Source organism: Arthrobacter sp. MYb214, from assembly GCF_002979865.1.
Taxonomy (GTDB): Bacteria; Actinomycetota; Actinomycetes; order Actinomycetales; family Micrococcaceae; genus Glutamicibacter.
Genome location: NZ_PCPZ01000003.1, coordinates 294,101 through 311,500, shown reverse-complemented (window position 1 = coordinate 311,500; position 17,400 = coordinate 294,101). Strand labels below are relative to the sequence as shown.

The window sequence follows — 17,400 nt, the reverse complement described above, 5'->3', positions numbered from 1 at the left end:
TGATCGAGGCAGGACGCCTCAAGCACGCACCAAGGATTTCAAGTGAGTAGCACGAGTATCTCTGATCAGCATGGCCGCACCCCACTGGGCAAGCAGCTGCGACGGCGCAAGTCCATCCAGGCGATGGCCAACGACGCCGCGAACAACGCCGGGCTCGGGACGCTCAAGCGCTCGCTGGGCGTCACCCAGCTGGTCATGATCTCCGTCGGAGCCACCCTGGGCACCGGCATCCTGGTGATCCTCGGATCTGCCGTTCCGGTCGCCGGCCCGGCGATCTGGATCGCCTTCGTGCTGGCCGGCATCACCGCGCTGCTTTCGGCGGTCTCCTATGCCGAAATGGCGGGCATGGTCCCGGTCTCCGGCTCCAGCTATTCCTATTCCTACGCCACGCTGGGCGAAGGCATGGCCTGGGTGTGCGGTTGGTGCCTGGTCTTGGAATACGCAGTTTCCGCGGCAGCGGTGGCGGTGGGTGCCGGCGCCTACGTGAACCAGACGCTGGAGATCTTCGGCCTGGCTTTGCCCCAAGCCCTGGCCGCCGGCCCGGGCGACGGCGGCGTCATCAACCTCTCGGCATTGATCGTGGTCATCTTGGCGACCCTGCTGCTGGTTCGCGGTGCCCGCGAATCGGCACTGGCCAACACCGTCATGGTGATCGTGAAGATCGCCATCCTCGTCTTCTTCGTGGTGGTCGCCTTCACCGCTTTCAATGCCGGGAACTTCGCTCCGCTGCTGCCCATGGGCGCCGCGGGTGTGACCGGGGCAGCGTCCATGGTCTTCTTCTCCTACATCGGCTTCGACGCGGCCTCGACCGCCGGCGAGGAAGCCAAGAATCCGCAGAAGGACCTGCCGCGGGCAATCATGATCGCCATGGTGCTGGTAACCACCATTTACGTGCTGGTTGCCGTAGCTGCCATTGGCGCCCGGGAGTGGAACTGGTTCGCCGAGTCAGAAGCCGCCCTGGTGCAGATTGTTTCCGAAATCACCGGACAGAAGTGGATGGTCTTGGCTTTCGCCCTGGCCTCGGTGATCGCGATCGTCTCGGTGGTGCTGACCACCTTGTACGGGCAGACCCGCATCCTGCTCTCCATGGGCCGCGACGGCTTGATCCCTCGCTTCTTCGCCAAGGTTTCGCCCAGCACCCGCACCCCGGTCATCGGCACCTACGTCACCGGCGCGGTCGTGGCCATTGCCGCCTCGCTGATTCCTCTGGGCCAGCTGGCCGAAGCGACCAGCATCGGCACCCTGTTCGCCTTCTCGTTGGTAGGTGTCTCGGTAATGTACCTGCGCAAAACCCAGCCGGATACCCCACGGACCTTCCGCGTCCCGCTGTATCCGGTGACCCCGATTCTGGGCATCTCTGCCTGCCTGTTCCTGATGTTCAACCTGGCTGGCATCACCTGGCTGGTCTTCGCCATCTGGATGGCTGTGGGAGCTGCGATCTATCTGGGCTTCGGCCGCCGCAATTCGCGCCTCGGCGCCTTGGACGCCAAGGCCTATGAAGCGGAACTGAATCTCTGACACTTTCGTCATGCGCTGGGGTTGCGGGCACTGCGGGCTAAGCTGTGTGGTGGACCACTATCGCAGCTCATGAAGGAAACACCATGCACCAGGAACCGATCAGCACCGCCGACCTCTACGACCAGCATGGGGATGCACTGCAGTCCGTCTCGGCTCAATTCCAGGACTTTGGCGGGCGGCTGTCCTTCCACGGGCCGGCACGTACCGTGAAGTGCCATGAGGACAACGGCCTGGTCAAGGAGATCCTGAGCTTCCCGGGCAATGGCGCAGTGCTCGTGGTCGATGGGGGAGCATCCCTGCGTTACGCCCTGATGGGTGACATGATTGCCGCGAATGCCGAAGCCAATGGCTGGGCCGGGGTCATCATCAGCGGCGCCGTACGCGACCGTGCGGCACTGGCTGAGATGGAACTCGGGATCAAGGCACTGGGCAGCAACCCGCGCAAAACCGTCAAGCGCTCGCACGGTTCGGTGGATGAAGTGATCAGCATCGGGGATGTGAAGGTCCGACCGGGCGCGATGGTGTATGCGGATATCGACGGGATTCTTGTCGAAAACTAGCCGCTGGCCCATCCAGCTAGGGCTTGTCGCCTGCGCCTTCCCATTCCGCTTTGAACTCCTCGGTGCCCAAGGCCTCCAAATCCGCGCGGATCTGGACGATCAGCCGCTCAGCTTCTTCGAGGCTGGAGGTTGTCATGCGCAGCAGTACCGAATCGTCTTGGCGGGAATGCACGACTACCTGGGGCTCGTTCGCTTCGTACTCGGCATCGCCCAGCGTGGCAGAAGCCAGAGCTACAACCCAGCGGGCCGCGGCTTTCAATGGTCCGCTCTCAGCTGCTTCTATCCGTGCCTCGTAATCATCCGAAGCGTGGGTTTCCTGAGTCATGACCTGCCCCTTCCACTACTGCAACTGCCGGTATCCCGGTTGTGTGTTCATCATATGGCCCGGGCAAGGTAAAAGGCGAGGGGCATCGCCCAACGCCATTTTGGCCACGTGCTGGCCCGTTATCTTTTTGATAGTCCCTAAAAAGAGGATCATAGGGACTGTCGGCCGACCAATCTCGGCATGGTGTCTTGCCCCTGTCTAACCAATGATCCGGGGGGTGTTGCCACCGAGATTGGGATGGCAGCGTGGTGATGAAGTGCGCAGGGGCGCTGGCCGATCACGGACGAAACTAGACTTGGTGTGCTCAGTGTCGGGGTTCTGGCTAGTCGATACGTTTTCCGGCTTTGCGCGCACGGTAGGCGCGCACGTGCTCGCGGTTGGCGCAGTTGCCGGTATCGCAGTACAGCTTGGAGCGGTTGCGCGACAGATCCAGCAGGGCCGCCTCGCAGTCCTCCGAGGCGCAGATCCGCAGCCGCTGCAATCCGCCGGAGCGGATCACTTCCGCCAGTGCCATCGCGGCGTCCACGGCCATGCGGTCGTAGAGCGGGGTGCTGTTGGTGGTGGCGTGCAGGTGGTAACCCAGCGATTCGCTCTTGATCAATTGAGGCTGGGCGTTGGCGTTGCGCAGGATCGCATTGACCCGGAAGACGGATTCTTCTTCGGTACCTATCCAGATGTTCTTCAGCTGGGAACGCAACTGGCGAATGGAGCGAAGCTCTGCCTGGTTGTGCGCGCGGGAGCCTTCGAAATTCTCGGCATCAAGGAACTCATCGAGATCAGCGACGGTGGAGAGCATATCCACGATTTGCACCTCGGTATTCAGAAGGTTCACCACGGACTTCAATGAAGCTTCGATATCTGGTGCAAAGGTCATAATTCGTTCCTGGAAGCTGGGTAGATTGACTGCCACTCAAGCCTAACCGTATCGTCATGCTCATACCCCCATTTGCCCCTGAACGGCGGCATGAAATTCTTCGCGAAAGACTTCAAAGACCCTCATGAGCGACCTGTCTGATTCCGGCCTTCCGGCCGCCACTGCCGGCAGTCCAGTACTGCGTCAAAGCCAGTCCCGGGGGATCTGGATTGCGCTGGCATCCTCCGCGGCCTTCGGGATTTCCGGCTCCTTCGCCAAGGGGCTTTTCGAAGCAGGGTGGAGTCCCACTGCGGCCGTGGCCGCACGCATGGCCGGCGCCGCGCTGGTCCTGGCGATCCCTGCGGTCCTGGCGATGCGCGGCCGCTGGACGTTGCTGCGCACCAACTGGGTGTCGATTGTGCTCTTCGGATTGTTTGGAGTGGGAGCCTGCCAGCTGTGCTATTTCTTGGCGGTGCAGCGCTTGGATGTCGGGGTGGCTTTGCTGCTGGAGTATCTGGCTCCGGTGCTCATCGTGCTGGTGCTCTGGGCCAAGCACCAGAAGCGCCCGTCGGCGGCAACGATCGCTGGCACCCTATTGTCATTGGCAGGCCTGGTGGCGGTGCTGGATCTGACCGGCACCACGCGGATTGATCCGATCGGCGTGCTCTGGGGCTTGGGGGCAGCGGTGGGCCTGACGGTCTACTTCTTCATTAGCGCCAAGGTCGATGGCGCGCTGCCACCCATCATGCTGTCGGCCGGTGGCATGGCCGTTGGCGCGCTAACCATGCTGCTGGTTGGCGGCTTGGGAATCCTTCCAATGCAGTGGGCCGCCGGCAGCGGATCATTTGCTGGATATGAAACCCCGTGGTGGTTGGCCTTGACCGGGCTGATCCTGATCGCCACCGTGTTCTCCTACACCACCGGTGTGATGGCCGCCCGGGAACTGGGGTCCAAGGTGGCCAGCTTCATCTCCTTGACCGAGGTGCTTTTCGCGGTGCTGTGGGCTTGGCTGCTGCTCTCCGAGCTGCCGGGTGCGGTGCAGCTGTTCGGCGGCCTGCTGATTGTGTGCGGCGTGGTGCTGGTGCGTGTCGATGAACTGCGTGCGGCACGCAAGGGGGTCTAAGCGGCCCGTAGGGTAAAAACGCGCACGCGATGCCAATTGTTGTGCGCCGGATGCCAAGGGAAAACCCGCTGGCCTGTACAGGCTGGGAGAAACAAGTTTCGCAGGCATCCTAGCTGGAGGAATACCCATGGGCAGCAAGTCGGTCATAGTCGTAGGCGCAGGTTCGGCTGGCTCGGTGGTCGCGCGCCGGCTCGTGGATGCCGGGGCGCGGGTGACCTTGTTCGAAGCTGGCTCCGAGGACACCAACCCTGCCATCCACGACCTCTCGCGCATGGGCGAGCTGTGGCATAGCAAGGACGACTGGGATTACCACACCGTCCCGATGGCCGGGGCAGCGAACAAGCCGATGCACCTGCCACGGGGCAAGGTGCTCGGCGGTTCCCACGCGCTGAATGCGACCATCTGGGTGCGCTGCGCCCCGCAGGATTTCGATGACTGGGCCAAGGACTGCGGCGAGCAGTGGGCCTGGAAGAATGTCCTGCCGATCTACAAGGAAATCGAGAACTTCTCTGGCGGCGCCAGCGAATTCCACGGCAGCGATGGGCTGGTGCCGGTGGACAACGACTACGAGCTGGATGAGATCCACCAGTCGATTATCGACGCCGCGGTGCAGTCCGGAATCGGATTCAATCCCGACTACAACGGCGAGCAGCTGGAAGGCGTTTCCAAGGAGCAGATCAACGTTGCTGGCGGCGAACGCATCAACACCTGGAAGGCCTATCTGAAGCCGGTGCGCGAGTGCATGGAAATCATCACGGACGCCGAGGTGCATTCGGTGATCCTCGAATCCGGATCCGCTGTAGGCGTGCGCTATCGGATCGGCGGGCAGCTGCAGGAGCTGCGCGCGGATGAGGTGGTGCTCAGCGCCGGTGCCCTGGGATCCCCGCAAATCCTGTTGCGCTCAGGCATCGGCCCGGTGGCCGAGCTCGAAGCCGCGGGCGTCATGCCGCTGCATGAGCTGGATCAGGTCGGAAAGAACCTGCATGACCACCTGCTGGCACCGGTGATTGCCGAAACCACCACCCGCGCGATACCCGCCCCGCGTGCCGGGGTCTCCGTCTCGCAATCGCACATGTTCACCCGATCCCGCGAGGGCCTGGATCGCCCGGACACCCAGCCGATCTTCTTCGCCGTGCCCATGTACTCCCCGGGCATGGAACCGGTCGACGGCACTGCCTTCACCTTGCACTCCGGGATCGTCACCCCGCACAGCCGCGGAGAAATCACCCTGGGCGGGCCCGGCCTGGATGACCCGGTGAACATCGATTTGAATGCGCTGGATGATCCGCGGGATATGCAGGCATTCCTGGTATCGATGAAGCAATGCCGCGCGATGGTGGAGCAAGATGCCTTGGCCGGGGACTGGGGAGCGAGGGAAATCTACCCGGGCGAAGAAATACGCGGCGATGAGCAGCTGGAGGATTACATTCGGAACAACGTAGTGACCTACCACCACCAGGTGGGTACCTGCCGCATGGGCACGGATGCGCAGGCCGTGGTGGATCCGCAGCTGCGGGTACGCGGCTTGGAAGGGCTGCGCGTCATCGATGCCTCGATCATGCCCAAGATCACCACCGGAAACACCAATGCCCCGGCCATCCTCATCGGCGAGCTGGGAGCCAAGTTCCTGGTAGCGGATCTTCGGCTCTGACAGGCGGCGCACTATGGCGGCGGCCAAGGAGAACAAGCCCTCACATTCCAAGAGACGATGATTCCGTGGACCGCAGCTGGCGATGGAACGCGCGCCAGCTGCGTGTGAGATACATCGAATAAACTGCTTCAGGGCGAAATCGTTTCAAGCTGAAATGATATTTTGAAGGGATGAACGAACACCGGATTCCGCAGTTCCAATGGAACTCGCTGAGCTATCTCACCGCCCGAGCCGGACGCATCGGCACCCAGGAGCTCACCGAGCTGATGGAATCCGAGTCCTTGTCCCGGCATCATTTCACCATCATCTGCGCGCTGGAGGAGTTCGGCGGCATCTCCCAGAACGACTTGGCAGATCGCTCGAATGTGAACCGCGGCCATCTGGTGGCCTACCTCGATCAGCTGTCGAGCCGTGGGATCCTGGAACGCGAAGTTGATCCGGAGGACCGCCGCCGCAACGTCATCACGCTGACTCCCGAGGGCCGGAAATTCGCTGCCCGGGCGATGGAGGCTGCCTCGCATAACGAAGCCAAGGTCTTCGGCGCATTGGATGAGCCGCAGCGGGAGCAGCTGCGCGCCTTGCTGCAGCTGGTCGCTACGCAGGACGGCGAGGCACGCCAGTGAAGCGCCACTTAGAAGAAATAGTGCAGCGCAGCGTCGTCGTGGCCCCTCACCGCCCGTCGCTCATCCCGGCAGCCAAGGCGACGATCAGCCTGGCCGCGCCGCTGATCCTGTTGGCCGGCCTTGGCCGCCTTGACTGGGCAATGTATGCAGCGTTCGGCGCCTTCTGCGCGGTCTTCGGCCGTTTCGACGCGTACGCGCCGCGTTTCTGGCAGCAGCTCTCGGCAGGTATCGTGCAACTGGCCGCAATGCTGCTGGGCACCTATTTTTCGCTCATCGAGGCACCGTTCCCGGTACGCGTGCTCGTGCTGGCATTCATTGGTTTTGGCGCCAACTACGTCTCCCATGCCACGCGCTGGATGCCGCCGGGACCGGTCTTCGCGGTCTTCGCCGGCGGCGCCTGCCTGGGCATCCCGGCCACTTCGCAAAGCTTCACCGGGGTGCTGCTGGCCGGCGGCGGAACAATGGCCTTCAGCATGCTGCTGATGCTTGGCCTGTCGATGCGCAAAGCCAACCTGCTTCATACCCTGCGCTCCGGATACGCCTGGTCGCCCTCGCGCCGGGCCATGGCCCAATCGCTCCAAATGGGCACGGGCGTGCTGCTGGCGGGAATCGCAGGGCATCTGCTCAGCGACGGCCACTGGTACTGGGCCAGTCTCGGCGCGATCGCCGCAGTCACCGGCGCTGATGCCTATGCGCGGGTAGCCCGCGGGCTGCAGCGCTGCGCAGGCACCTGCATTGGCGTAGCGCTGACCGCAATAGTTTTTGCCTTCGATTCCCCGGTCTGGGTAATCCTGGCCGCTGCGCTGGCCTCGCAGTTCGTCATCGAGCTGGTGATTCTGCGCAACTATGCGGTGGGGATGGCATTCATGACGGTCACCGCACTGCTCATGGTCCACCTGGTCAGCCCTGAACCGGCCGCGTCCCTGCTCATCGACCGCATTTCCATGACGGCGCTGGGCGCTTTGGTGGGTGCGGTGCAGAGCATCGCCATTTCGCTGCTGGTGGCCCGCCGCCGCCAAGGCCGAACGCCGGGGGCTACCAGTGCTCGGTGACAACCTGCGCTTCGAGCTTGCCGGCCTCGATGGAGATATGGCGGGCTAATTCCAGGTCCAGTGTTCCCAGATGCTCGGGCTGGTTGTGCGTTAGGCGCAGCTCGACGATGGTAACCCGCCACTCCAGGTGCGGATGCCGGTTGTCCTGCTCGGCGCGCAGGCCTACCTGGACAATGAACTGCAAGGCCGTGCTCGCGCAATCGAAACGGTAAGCGGCCCGCAAACCCAAGTCATCACGCTTCCAATCAGGCAAGGCGCCCAGCCTCTGATCGAATTCGAAGCGCGGTAACGGACCGGTTGATGCCATGGTTCTCTCCTCCAAGCGGCAGCGGGTCGGACTATGCAAGTGGTTGCTGCCTGCCATCATGATCGCATCGACCCCGGCTATTGCGGTAGCGATCCCAGCGACTATGCAGTTAGGCCCCGGCATCTGGTGATGCCGGGGCCCGGCTGAGAGAGCTGTCAAGTGCTCGGGCTACTGGCGGATGTCCTCGGCAACCTGTGCGGCGGTTTCCGCTTCGCGCTTGGCGAAGGATTCCGCATCACGGTAGGCGGAGGCCTCATAGCGTTCGTGCGCCACCTTGGCCAGGTGCGCGGCGCGCAGTGCCTGGTGCTGGGGGTTGCGGCGGATGACCAGGTAGCCTGCAGCCAGGATCAGGAACCAGATCGGGGTAATGGCCATAGCCATGAGGGTATCGGTCTGGGTGGTCAGGGCCCACAAGATGAAGCCGAAGAATGCCAGCACAACATATGGCATGAAGCTGCCGCCAGGGACCTTGAACTTCGATGCGTCGTGCAGGTGCGGGCGACGAGCACGGAAGACCAGGTAGCTGAGCAGGATGATGGTCCAGACGAACATGAAGCACAGGGCCGAGACGGTGGTGACCAGTGTAAATGCTCCCATGACCGAATCGCCGCCGTAGAGCAGTGCGACGCCGGCCAGCAGGAACATGCAGGAGAACATCAGGGCGTTGCGCGGAACCTTGCGGCCTGACAGCTTGGTGAACGTCTTCGGTGCATCGCCTTCCATGGACAGGCCACGGAGCATGCGGGAGGTCGAGTAGATACCCGAGTTGGCGCTCGAAGCCGCCGAGGTAAGGACCACGAAGTTGATGATGCCAGCGGCGCCAGCCAGACCGGCCAGGGCGAACATGCCCACGAATGGCGATTGCGCAGCGGAGAACAGATCCCAGGGGGTCACGGCCATCAGGATGATCAGCGCGCCAACGTAGAAGAACAGGATGCGGACAGGAATCGAGTTGATTGCCTTGGGCAGGGTCTTTTCGGGGTCCTTGGTTTCCGCCGCGGTGGTGCCAACCAGCTCAATGCCAACGAAGGCGAAGACCGCGATCTGGAAACCGGCTACGAAGCCCATGAAGCCGGTCGGGAACATGCCGCCGTCGTTCCACAGGTTAGCGAAGGATGAAGAAGCACCGTTGTGCTCGAAACCGGTGATCACCATAACCAGGCCAACCACGATCAGTGCGCCGATGGCGACGATCTTGATCAGCGAGAACCAGAATTCGGTTTCGCCAAAAGCCTTCACTGTCGCCAGATTCAGAACCAGCAGCAGCACGATACAGGCTAGTGCCGGGATCCATAGCGGCAAATCGCCCCACCAGAAGGCGACATAATGGGCGATGGCCACGACGTCGGCGATGCCGGTGACAACCCAGCAGAACCAGTAGGTCCAGCCGGTAAAGAATGCGGCCCAAGGGCCTAACAGGTCGCCGGCGAAGTCGGCGAAGCTCTTGTAGTTCAGGTTGCTCAACAGCAGTTCGCCCATGGCGCGCATGACGAAGAACAGCATGAAGCCAATGATCATGTAGACGAAGATGACCGACGGGCCGGCTACCGAGATGGTCTTGCCGGAGCCCATGAACAAGCCGGTGCCGATGGCGCCGCCAATGGCGATCAGCTGGATGTGACGATTGGAGAGCCCTCGTTCGAGTGCGGGGCCAGAACTGGTGGTACTCATGCTGATTGCCTTCCAGGAGTGTGGTGTGACGCCTCGAAGCGCTCCTGCCCCCAAGCCCTGAAGGCTTGGAGAGCAGCTGCTCGCTTTGAAGAACGCATCCGACTAGGAAGGATTCCAGCTGGGCATTGCGCGGCATGCTGCGCTCAGAGCAGTTGCTGCGAATGCCACGGGGAGTCCCTCGAAACTGGTGCGCTCGGTGCGGCACTGTTCTTGGTCCCTCCCCAATCTGTATTACAACCTGAGAGTTTTCACTTCCACCCGAATACTGGGTGAAGCTTGCTCCTTCGGTGAGCCCGGACGAACCTGGGCTGCTTTCCAGAGGTGCCTGTTCGTAGCGGTACAGGTGCCTGAGAGTTTCCCGGGGAGGAAATTGCTCCTACGGCGCCCGCCCATGGTGTGAGCGGATCTCTCCCGCCACGCATCAACGGCATATGTGGTGATTGCCATCACAGTATGCGCAGAAAAATGAACGTGGTGCAAGTCGCAATTTCACACTTCGGGCCCCGGATAACCGCTTGGCCACGCCAATCGTGGAAAGTGGCTGGCGAAATGGGGGATTCTCCGCTTCGTAATGATTCGGGAAGCAAGGGCATGGATGCGGCAAAACGGGGCATCGGTTCAACCGATGCCCCGCGTGGGGAGGTACGGAGGGCTACTTCCCGAACCGTCGCAGCCGCAGCGAGTTCAGTACCACCAGCACCGAGCTGGCTGCCATGGCCGCTCCGGCGATCATCGGGTTCAGCAAGCCCAGGGCCGCAATCGGAATGCCGGCAGTGTTGTAGGCGAAAGCCCAGAACAGGTTCATCTTGATGGTGGACAGGGTTCGGGCCGACAGGTCGATGGCCTGCGTGACCTGATGCAGGTCGTTACCCATCAGGGTGATGTCCGCGGCTTCGATGGCCACATCGGTGCCCGAGCCCATGGCGATGCCGAGGTCGGCCTGCGCCAGTGCTGGCGCGTCATTCACGCCATCGCCCACCATGGCCACGACCTTGCCCTGCTCTTGCAATGAGGTGATCGCCTGGGCCTTGCCGGCAGGGAACACCCCGGCGAATACGTCCTCGGCCTTGATGCCTACCTGGGCGGCAACCTCGGTAGCCACCGACTGGTTGTCGCCGGTCAGCAGCACCACGCGCAGGCCGCGCTCCTGGAGTTCGGCAATAGCTTTTGCGGAGCTGTCCTTGATCTTGTCCGCCACCGAGATCACTGCCTGGAACCGCTGGTCCACCGCGACCAGGATGGCGGTCGCGCCGGCCTGCTCGGCTTGCGCGAGCATGGCCTTGGCGGAGTCATCCAAGGACGCGCCCTGGGCTTCGAGCCAGCTGGAGCGGCCTACGGCAACGCGATGCCCGTTGACCGTGCCGACCACGCCGCCGCCCGGATCGGAATCGAAGTCGCTGGCTTCGGGCAGCGTGCCCAAGCCGGCTGCGGCCTTGGCGATGGCCTGGGCGATCGGATGCTCGGAATGGTGTTCCACGGCACCGGCCAAGGCCAGGACCTCATCGGGATCGACTCCGTCGATGGCCTCGGTGCCCTGATGGGCCATGACCCCGGTGGTCACGGTGCCGGTCTTGTCCAGCACGATGGTGTCCAGTTTGCGGGTATCTTCCAGGACCTGCGGGCCGCGGATCAGGATGCCCAGCTGCGCGCCGCGGCCGGTACCGACCAGCAAGCCGATCGGGGTCGCCAGGCCCAATGCGCAGGGGCAGGCGATGACCAGCACGGCGACCGCAGCGGTGAACGCCTGGTAGGGATCGCCGCTGGCAAAGAACCAGGTCACGAACGTGAGCAGCGCAATGGCCAGTACGATAGGCACGAAGACGGAGGATATCCGGTCAGCCAGGCGGGCAATGGGCGCCTTGCCCGATTGGGCTTCGGAGACCAGCTTGCCCATCTGGGCCAAGGTGGTGTCCGCGCCAACGCGGGTAGCTTCGATCACCAGCCGGCCTGAGGCATTCAAGGTCGCGCCGGTGACTTCATCGCCGGGCCCGGCCTTCTGCGGGACCGATTCGCCCGTAAGCAGCGAGGTGTCTACCGCGCTGGCGCCGTCAATGACCACGCCGTCAGTAGCGATCTTCTCGCCGGGGCGCACCACTAAATGGTCCCCGACCTGCACCTGCCCGGCCGGGATTTTCACTTCCGCGCCGTCGCGAAGCACCACTGCATCCTTGGCGCCCAGGTTCAGCAAGGACTTCAGCGCATCGGATGCCGAGGACTTGGCGCGGTGCTCCAGGAAACGGCCCAGCAGCAGCAAGGTGGCTACGACGCCGGCAGTTTCAAAGTAGAGCGCATGCTCGGACATGGACATGCCGATATGGGCGGTCAGCTGCGGATCGAGGATCAGCTGCACTGCAGAGAAGAAGTAGGCCGCGAGCACACCGAGGGAAACCAGAGTGTCCATGGTCGAGGCCAGGTGCCGTGCGTTGACGGCCGCTGCCTTGTGGAAAGGCCAGGCGCCGTAGAAGACCACGGGAGTGGCCAGCGCGAAGGCGACCCAACCCCAATGCGGGAACTGCGCTGCGGGAATCATGGAAATGATGAACAGCGGAATGGTGAAGATCGCGGAGACCAGCAGGCGGCGCAGCAGGTGGTTGGGCACCATGTGCTCGTGCCCGCCGTGATCATGCTCCCCGTGTCCCTGGTGATCCGAACTGGCGGGTTTGGGCGGGTGCTTGAGGGAAGCGGTATAGCCGGCGGCGTGCACCGTATCGATCAGTGCTTCATCGGTGACATCGGCTGGGACCTGGACCTTGGCGGTTTCCAGGGGCAGGTTCACCGTCGCGCTGACACCGGGCAGCTTGCCGAGTTTGCGTTCCACCCGATTCACGCACGAGGCGCAGGTCATTCCCTGGATGTCCAGATCGACGGTGCGCAATTCGGGGATTGTTTCATGCGGGGCATGGGAAGTCATGATTTACGACCTTGCACTTTCTTGCCGTTGTGGCTTGGTGCCTGGCTTTTTTGCGGCTAGGCGTTAATTGCTTCGACGGTGTAACCAGCCTCGTCGATGGCATTGCGAATGCTCTCTTCGCTTACGGTTGCGCTGGTGGTGACGTTGGCGGTGGACACGCCCTTCGCATCGAGGAACACTTCCACCTCTTGCACCCCATCAAGCTCCTTGAGCTCCTCGGTGACAGAGGATACGCAGTGGCCGCAGGTCATGCCGGAGATCTTGATTTCCACATGGCTAGTCAGCGGGGTGCTCTGCTCGCGGGGAATGATCTGCAGGCCCTGGTTGGAGTTCTTTTCCGAGGAGCATCCGCAATTGCAGTTGTGGCTCATGATCTTGCTCTCTTTCGATGAATTCTGTGTGAATTGGAAATGGGTCCGTTGGGGCGCGCTCAGCGCACCAAACGGGAGATGGCGGCCGTGGCCTCGGCGATTTTGTCTTGCACGATGGATGGATCACCCGTCTCGATGGATGACTTGGCCGCATCAACCACGCAATGGCCGATATGGTCATCGATCAGCTGCACGCTGACCTTGTGCAATGCCGCGTTGATAGCGGAGATCTGGGTCAGGATGTCGATGCAGTACTTGTCTTCATCTACCATCTTGGCCACTCCGCGCACCTGGCCTTCAATGCGCTTCAGGCGTCGTTCCAAGGCGCTTTTATCCGCGTGATAGCCGTGGTGCTCAGCTGTTTCATGTGGCGTGTGGTTGGTATCCATATAACGATCATACCCCCTAGGGGTATTAAGTCAAGTACCCCCTGGGGGTATCCAGCATCCCCCAGCCGGAGAGGGAAGCACGGTAGGATTTCACCCGTGAGCCACAACGAACTTCATGTGCGTCCGATTTCCGGCACCGAGCACTCATCATTCCTTGAGACCGCCCAAGACGTCAGCTTCCTGCAGCGTCCCGAATGGGCCCAGGTCAAGGGCGGCTGGCGCGGTGAATCCCTCGGCTGGTTCGAGGAAGACGAGCTGGTAGGCGCGGCACTGGTGCTGCATCGTGCAGCCCCGGTCATCAAGAAGACCCTCGCCTACATCCCCGATGGCCCGGTCATCGACTTCGGCACCTATGCTCCTGGACAGGTAATCCAGCCGCTGGCCGCCTACCTGAAGAATCGTGGCGCATTCCAGCTGAAGATGGGCCCGGGACTGGCCGTGCGCACCTGGGGTGCCGCCGCGGTGCGCAAGAACCTGGGCAAGGAAGGGTTCACCCAGCTCGCTGACCTTGAAACCCAGAGCACCTCAGGCACCGCGCTAGCGCTGAATGACGCCTTGCTGGAAATGGGCTTCTCCAAAGAAGATGTGGGACTGGACTTCGCTGCGGGCCAGCCGGAATTCGTGGCCCGCGTGGCGTTGCAAGATGATGACGGCAACCAGCTGGACGTGGACCAGGTCATGGCCAGCTACTCGGCGACCACCCGCAACGAGACCCGCAAGGCGCTGAAAAGCACCCTGGAAATCGAAGTTGGCCAGACCAAGGACATGGCCCGCTTCCATGCCCTGTACAACCACACCGCGGACCGCCAGGACTTCACCGGCCGCCCGCTGGGCTACTTCGAGAAGATGCACACCGTGCTCAACGAAGCGGTGCCGGGCTCCTGCACCCTGTACATCGCCAGCAATGAAGGCGTGGACCTGGCCGCATCCATTGTCATCCGTTCCTCGAACCTGGCCTGGTACCTGTACGGCGCTTCCTCCTCGGAGCAGCGCAAGCTGTTCGCGCCGAAGGCGATCATGCAGCACATGGTCATCGATTCCATCGAGGCAGGTTGCCGCTATCTGGACCAGGGCGGCGTGAGCGCGACCCTGGACAAGGAGCACCACCTCTCGGGGCTGACCAAGTTCAAGACCAACACCGGCTGCGACATCGTGCAGACCAACGGCGAGTGGGACCTGGCGCTGAACAAGCCCCTGGCGTGGGCCTTCGAAAAATACATGAACTGGCGCAAGAAGTAGGGAAAACACCACTTTGGCAATCGATCCAACCCAGCCATTTGTCCCGGTCATCCTCGGCGGGGACATCGGCACCTACACCTTGGCGCGCGAATTCTACGAGGCCTACGGGGTGCGCTCGGTGGTTCTGCCGGCTGCCGGCAACGGCGTCATCGAGCACTCGGTAGCCATCGAACTGCGCCCCATCGGTTCCATGGCCGACGAGGGACGCGTAGTCGCGGCCCTGGTCGAGCTGGCCGATGAGCTGAAGGCCGCGGCGGATCGGCCGCTGATGCTTTTCGGCTCCCTGGACTTCCACATCATGCTGATCGCCAAGAACCGTGAGCAGCTTGAGGAACAGTACGTCATCCCGTACCCCCAGCTGGAAACCATCGAGGGTGCGGCACTGAAAGAGAACTTCTACGCGCTCGCCGAAAAATTGGGCATCGCCCATCCGCGCACCGCCGTGTATTACCCGGGAACCCCGCTGGATTCGCTTGTAGGTTCCTTCGACTACCCGGTCATCGGCAAGCCATCGAGCTCCGCGGATTGGATCGCCGCCAAGTTCGAGGGCAAGCAGAAAATCCACACCATCGACAGCCGCGCCGACCTCGAAGCCCTGGCTTCCAGAATCGATGGCAGCGGCTACGACTCGGGCTACATCTTCCAGGAGTACATTCCGGGTGGAGATGACGCGATGCGCCTGTGCACCTACTTCGCCACCCAGGAAGAAAAGGTCATCTTCGCCGGCTACGGCGAAGTGGTGATCGAGGAGCATGCCCCGCTGGTGCTGGGCAATTCGGCCGCCATTGTCAGCGGTCGCAACGATGCGATGGCCGCCGATGGCGCGCGCATGCTCGAAGAACTGGGCTGGCGCGGAATTGCCATGATCGATGCCAAATACGATCACCGCGATGGCCAGATCAAATTCTTCGAGATCAACCCGCGCCTGGGCCGCAACCACTTCTACCTGACCGCAGCCGGGGTGAACCCGGCCCGTTTCTATGTCACCGAGTTCCTCGGCGCGCAGTTCGATCAGTCGAACCCGGAAACCGACGCGGTGGTGGACACCGGCACAGGTGTCTTGCAGCTGTCGCGCCAGCGGCTATTCACCGTGCTGCCGCACCACTTGCTGCGCCGCTTCCTGGACAGCGGAACCGGCCGCAAGGCAGAAGCACTGCTCAAGGCAGGCAAGGTCTCGAACCCGTTGAAGTTCGCAGCCGAGAAGAACCCTCGCCGCAAGCTCTATCTGCTGTTGAATGCGGCCAACCACTACCGCAAGTTCAAGGCGTTCCCGCCGCGCACCCAGTAGGCTTGCCCAGGCCCAGGCCCAGGCCCAGGCCCAGGCCTAGGGCCTAGGAGTGGCCGGTGGTTGCGGTTTGAAGGCGTCTCCAGGAATTGCCCACCCGTCGCGCGCCTGGACCCAGGGGCTTTGGGCGATCTGCGCCCCGTCCAGGATGTCAAGGGACGTCGGCTGGCCATCGTATTGGGGTGCGAGCTGGACCGGTTTCATTCCCTTGGCTGCGGCGATGACCAGGGCAACGGTTTCATCCGGATCCTGGGACGTTGACATGGCATTCCAATCCAGCGTCGAAATCACCGCTTCGCCGGAAGGGATGGCAACGCGTTCAAGGAGGATATCCGGTTCGGGCTGCAGCTCGATATCCGGCTGGGCATCGCCGGCCTCGTTGAGGAAATCGATCTGCGGGTAGGACTGCAACGCGCACGAGCGAGCAGAAATGTTCTTGGCGTAGACCGCCATGTACCGTGAACCGGCAGCTGCATCGGGTGCGCCGAGGGCTATTTCCAAGTCCCCCTCTGCGCACAACGGAGCTGGCTGATTCGCTGGCCAGCTTTTGACCTTGTCGGGAAGAACCACAGGCTTGGGAATCAGCCATTGTGGTTTCTTGTTTCCAACCCAGCCTTCAGCAAGGACCTCGTATCGAGGCGATGCCAGCGTGTAGGGCATGGGCTCGCCAAATGGATCATGCCTCTCCAGCCATAAGCGGGTTTCCTTTTCCGCTTCTGCTGGCGCCTCGTTGCCGAGGACCAGGTTCAATCCGGAATGGTCAATGCTGGCGTTCTCGAAGACACCTCGCTTGGCCGCCTCGATAAGAAGCTGGAGCTCGGGAATATCAGTGCGATTCGCGGGCGAATAGCGCACGGATCGGTCTGCTAGTGCCAGGTCGGTGGGATGCTTGGCCCGTGCAGCGAATTTTCCCAGAGCCAGCAGCTGCTCCAAGCTAAGCGCCGTGGCCGAGTAGTTAGCCGCACTTGCCGCGCCCAGCTCGCGTAGGCGGAATGCGAATGAAGCTCGCTCGCCGAGAAGACCAGGCTTCGCTTGCTCTTCGCCTCCAAAGTGCGAAAGATTGTCGGAGACTTCCAGAGGGTGGGTTTTTGTTTTTGAGCCTGGGACATTTTGGGGTTCACCGGCGACAAAGGCCAGATCGATGTCCCGCAAGTTCAGGGCATGGGCCCCAGCCTGGATCTGTTGTGCCATCTCCCGCACGATTTCTTCCGCTTGCACAGGATCGAGCTGATCCGAGAGCACGAATTGCAGGTCAACTGACAGATCCGGTGCGGCCAAGGCATCGTGATCCATGACCTCAGAGGACATCTGGACGCCAAGGACCCCGTCCCGGTCCTCGACGGCTGCAACGAAATCGCAAACTTCATCGGGCGCGTCGCAGGAATTCCATGGCTGCCAGATCACCAGGATGGCTGCGATAAGAGCCAGTGCGATGACGCTAGCTCCAGCGCGCAGTGAATTCATCTGGCTACTGTATCAAATGCGACCTCATGCTTGACCGCTGGTACTCCGGAAAACGGTA

At 62.2% G+C, this 17,400-nt stretch carries 16 protein-coding genes and 2 riboswitches; of the genes, 8 read left to right on the top strand and 8 right to left on the bottom strand.

What is annotated here, in order from left to right; genetic code table 11:
* The first annotated feature begins 123 nt into the window (after positions 1-123).
* Together CQ012_RS10195 and rraA are read left to right on the top strand one after the other, a co-directional pair.
* Positions 124-1,518: an amino acid permease gene (locus CQ012_RS10195; protein ID WP_286134649.1), complete on the top strand. Its 1,395-nt coding sequence runs from the start codon at positions 124-126 to the stop codon at positions 1,516-1,518.
* Between the two features lie 83 nt (positions 1,519-1,601).
* Positions 1,602-2,078, top strand: a complete 477-nt coding sequence (gene rraA, locus CQ012_RS10190; protein WP_105656102.1) for a ribonuclease E activity regulator RraA — start codon at positions 1,602-1,604, stop codon at positions 2,076-2,078.
* Between the two features lie 16 nt (positions 2,079-2,094).
* Here rraA and CQ012_RS10185 read toward each other — a convergent pair whose 3' ends face one another.
* Both CQ012_RS10185 and CQ012_RS10180 read right to left on the bottom strand, forming a co-directional pair.
* Positions 2,095-2,403 (bottom strand): hypothetical protein, encoded by a 309-nt coding sequence (locus CQ012_RS10185; protein ID WP_105656103.1) that lies wholly within the window; start codon positions 2,401-2,403, stop codon positions 2,095-2,097.
* 322 nt (positions 2,404-2,725) lie between these two features.
* The gene (locus CQ012_RS10180) at positions 2,726-3,277 is read right to left on the bottom strand and encodes a CGNR zinc finger domain-containing protein (protein ID WP_105656104.1); all 552 of its coding nucleotides are present in this window, start codon (positions 3,275-3,277) and stop codon (positions 2,726-2,728) included.
* Between the two features lie 124 nt (positions 3,278-3,401).
* On the opposite strand from CQ012_RS10180, the gene CQ012_RS10175 reads away from it, so the two are divergent.
* The 4 genes from CQ012_RS10175 (at position 3,402) to CQ012_RS10160 (ending at position 7,705) form a co-directional block, all read left to right on the top strand.
* Positions 3,402-4,379: an EamA family transporter gene (locus CQ012_RS10175; RefSeq protein ID WP_105662063.1), complete on the top strand. Its 978-nt coding sequence runs from the start codon at positions 3,402-3,404 to the stop codon at positions 4,377-4,379.
* Positions 4,380-4,506: 127 nt separating this feature from the next.
* On the top strand, positions 4,507-6,030 hold the full coding sequence (locus tag CQ012_RS10170) for a GMC family oxidoreductase (protein ID WP_105662062.1): 1,524 nt from the start codon (positions 4,507-4,509) through the stop codon (positions 6,028-6,030).
* A gap of 170 nt (positions 6,031-6,200) precedes the next feature.
* Positions 6,201-6,653 (top strand): MarR family winged helix-turn-helix transcriptional regulator, encoded by a 453-nt coding sequence (locus CQ012_RS10165; protein WP_105662061.1) that lies wholly within the window; start codon positions 6,201-6,203, stop codon positions 6,651-6,653.
* The gene (locus tag CQ012_RS10160; RefSeq protein WP_146112946.1) at positions 6,650-7,705 is read left to right on the top strand and encodes an FUSC family protein; all 1,056 of its coding nucleotides are present in this window, start codon (positions 6,650-6,652) and stop codon (positions 7,703-7,705) included. Before CQ012_RS10165 ends, CQ012_RS10160 begins: the two co-directional genes overlap by 4 nt.
* Here CQ012_RS10160 and CQ012_RS10155 read toward each other — a convergent pair.
* The 5 genes from CQ012_RS10155 to CQ012_RS10135 form a co-directional block, all read right to left on the bottom strand.
* Positions 7,689-8,012, bottom strand: a complete 324-nt coding sequence (locus tag CQ012_RS10155; RefSeq protein ID WP_166650861.1) for a 4a-hydroxytetrahydrobiopterin dehydratase — start codon at positions 8,010-8,012, stop codon at positions 7,689-7,691. The genes CQ012_RS10160 and CQ012_RS10155 overlap by 17 nt on opposite strands.
* Positions 8,013-8,180: 168 nt before the next feature.
* Positions 8,181-9,683: a D-serine/D-alanine/glycine transporter gene (gene cycA / locus CQ012_RS10150; protein WP_105656110.1), complete on the bottom strand. Its 1,503-nt coding sequence runs from the start codon at positions 9,681-9,683 to the stop codon at positions 8,181-8,183.
* A 216-nt stretch (positions 9,684-9,899) separates the two neighbouring features.
* Positions 9,900-10,008, bottom strand: a riboswitch (glycine riboswitch).
* A riboswitch (glycine riboswitch) is annotated at positions 10,009-10,107 on the bottom strand.
* Positions 10,108-10,335: 228 nt separating this feature from the next.
* Entirely contained in the window at positions 10,336-12,594 is a 2,259-nt protein-coding gene (locus tag CQ012_RS10145; RefSeq protein ID WP_105662059.1) for a heavy metal translocating P-type ATPase, read from the bottom strand.
* Between the two features lie 56 nt (positions 12,595-12,650).
* On the bottom strand, positions 12,651-12,965 hold the full coding sequence (locus CQ012_RS10140; protein WP_105656112.1) for a heavy-metal-associated domain-containing protein: 315 nt from the start codon (positions 12,963-12,965) through the stop codon (positions 12,651-12,653).
* 59 nt (positions 12,966-13,024) lie between these two features.
* Positions 13,025-13,354 (bottom strand): metal-sensitive transcriptional regulator, encoded by a 330-nt coding sequence (locus CQ012_RS10135; RefSeq protein WP_105656113.1) that lies wholly within the window; start codon positions 13,352-13,354, stop codon positions 13,025-13,027.
* 96 nt (positions 13,355-13,450) lie between these two features.
* On the opposite strand from CQ012_RS10135, the gene CQ012_RS10130 reads away from it, so the two are divergent.
* Together CQ012_RS10130 and CQ012_RS10125 are read left to right on the top strand one after the other, a co-directional pair.
* Entirely contained in the window at positions 13,451-14,593 is a 1,143-nt protein-coding gene (locus CQ012_RS10130; protein WP_105656114.1) for a lipid II:glycine glycyltransferase FemX, read from the top strand.
* A gap of 13 nt (positions 14,594-14,606) precedes the next feature.
* The gene (locus CQ012_RS10125) at positions 14,607-15,881 is read left to right on the top strand and encodes a carboxylate--amine ligase (RefSeq protein ID WP_105662058.1); all 1,275 of its coding nucleotides are present in this window, start codon (positions 14,607-14,609) and stop codon (positions 15,879-15,881) included.
* A gap of 36 nt (positions 15,882-15,917) precedes the next feature.
* Here CQ012_RS10125 and CQ012_RS10120 read toward each other — a convergent pair whose 3' ends face one another.
* Entirely contained in the window at positions 15,918-17,342 is a 1,425-nt protein-coding gene (locus CQ012_RS10120; protein ID WP_105662057.1) for a DUF4232 domain-containing protein, read from the bottom strand.
* Positions 17,343-17,400: the final 58 nt, after the last annotated feature.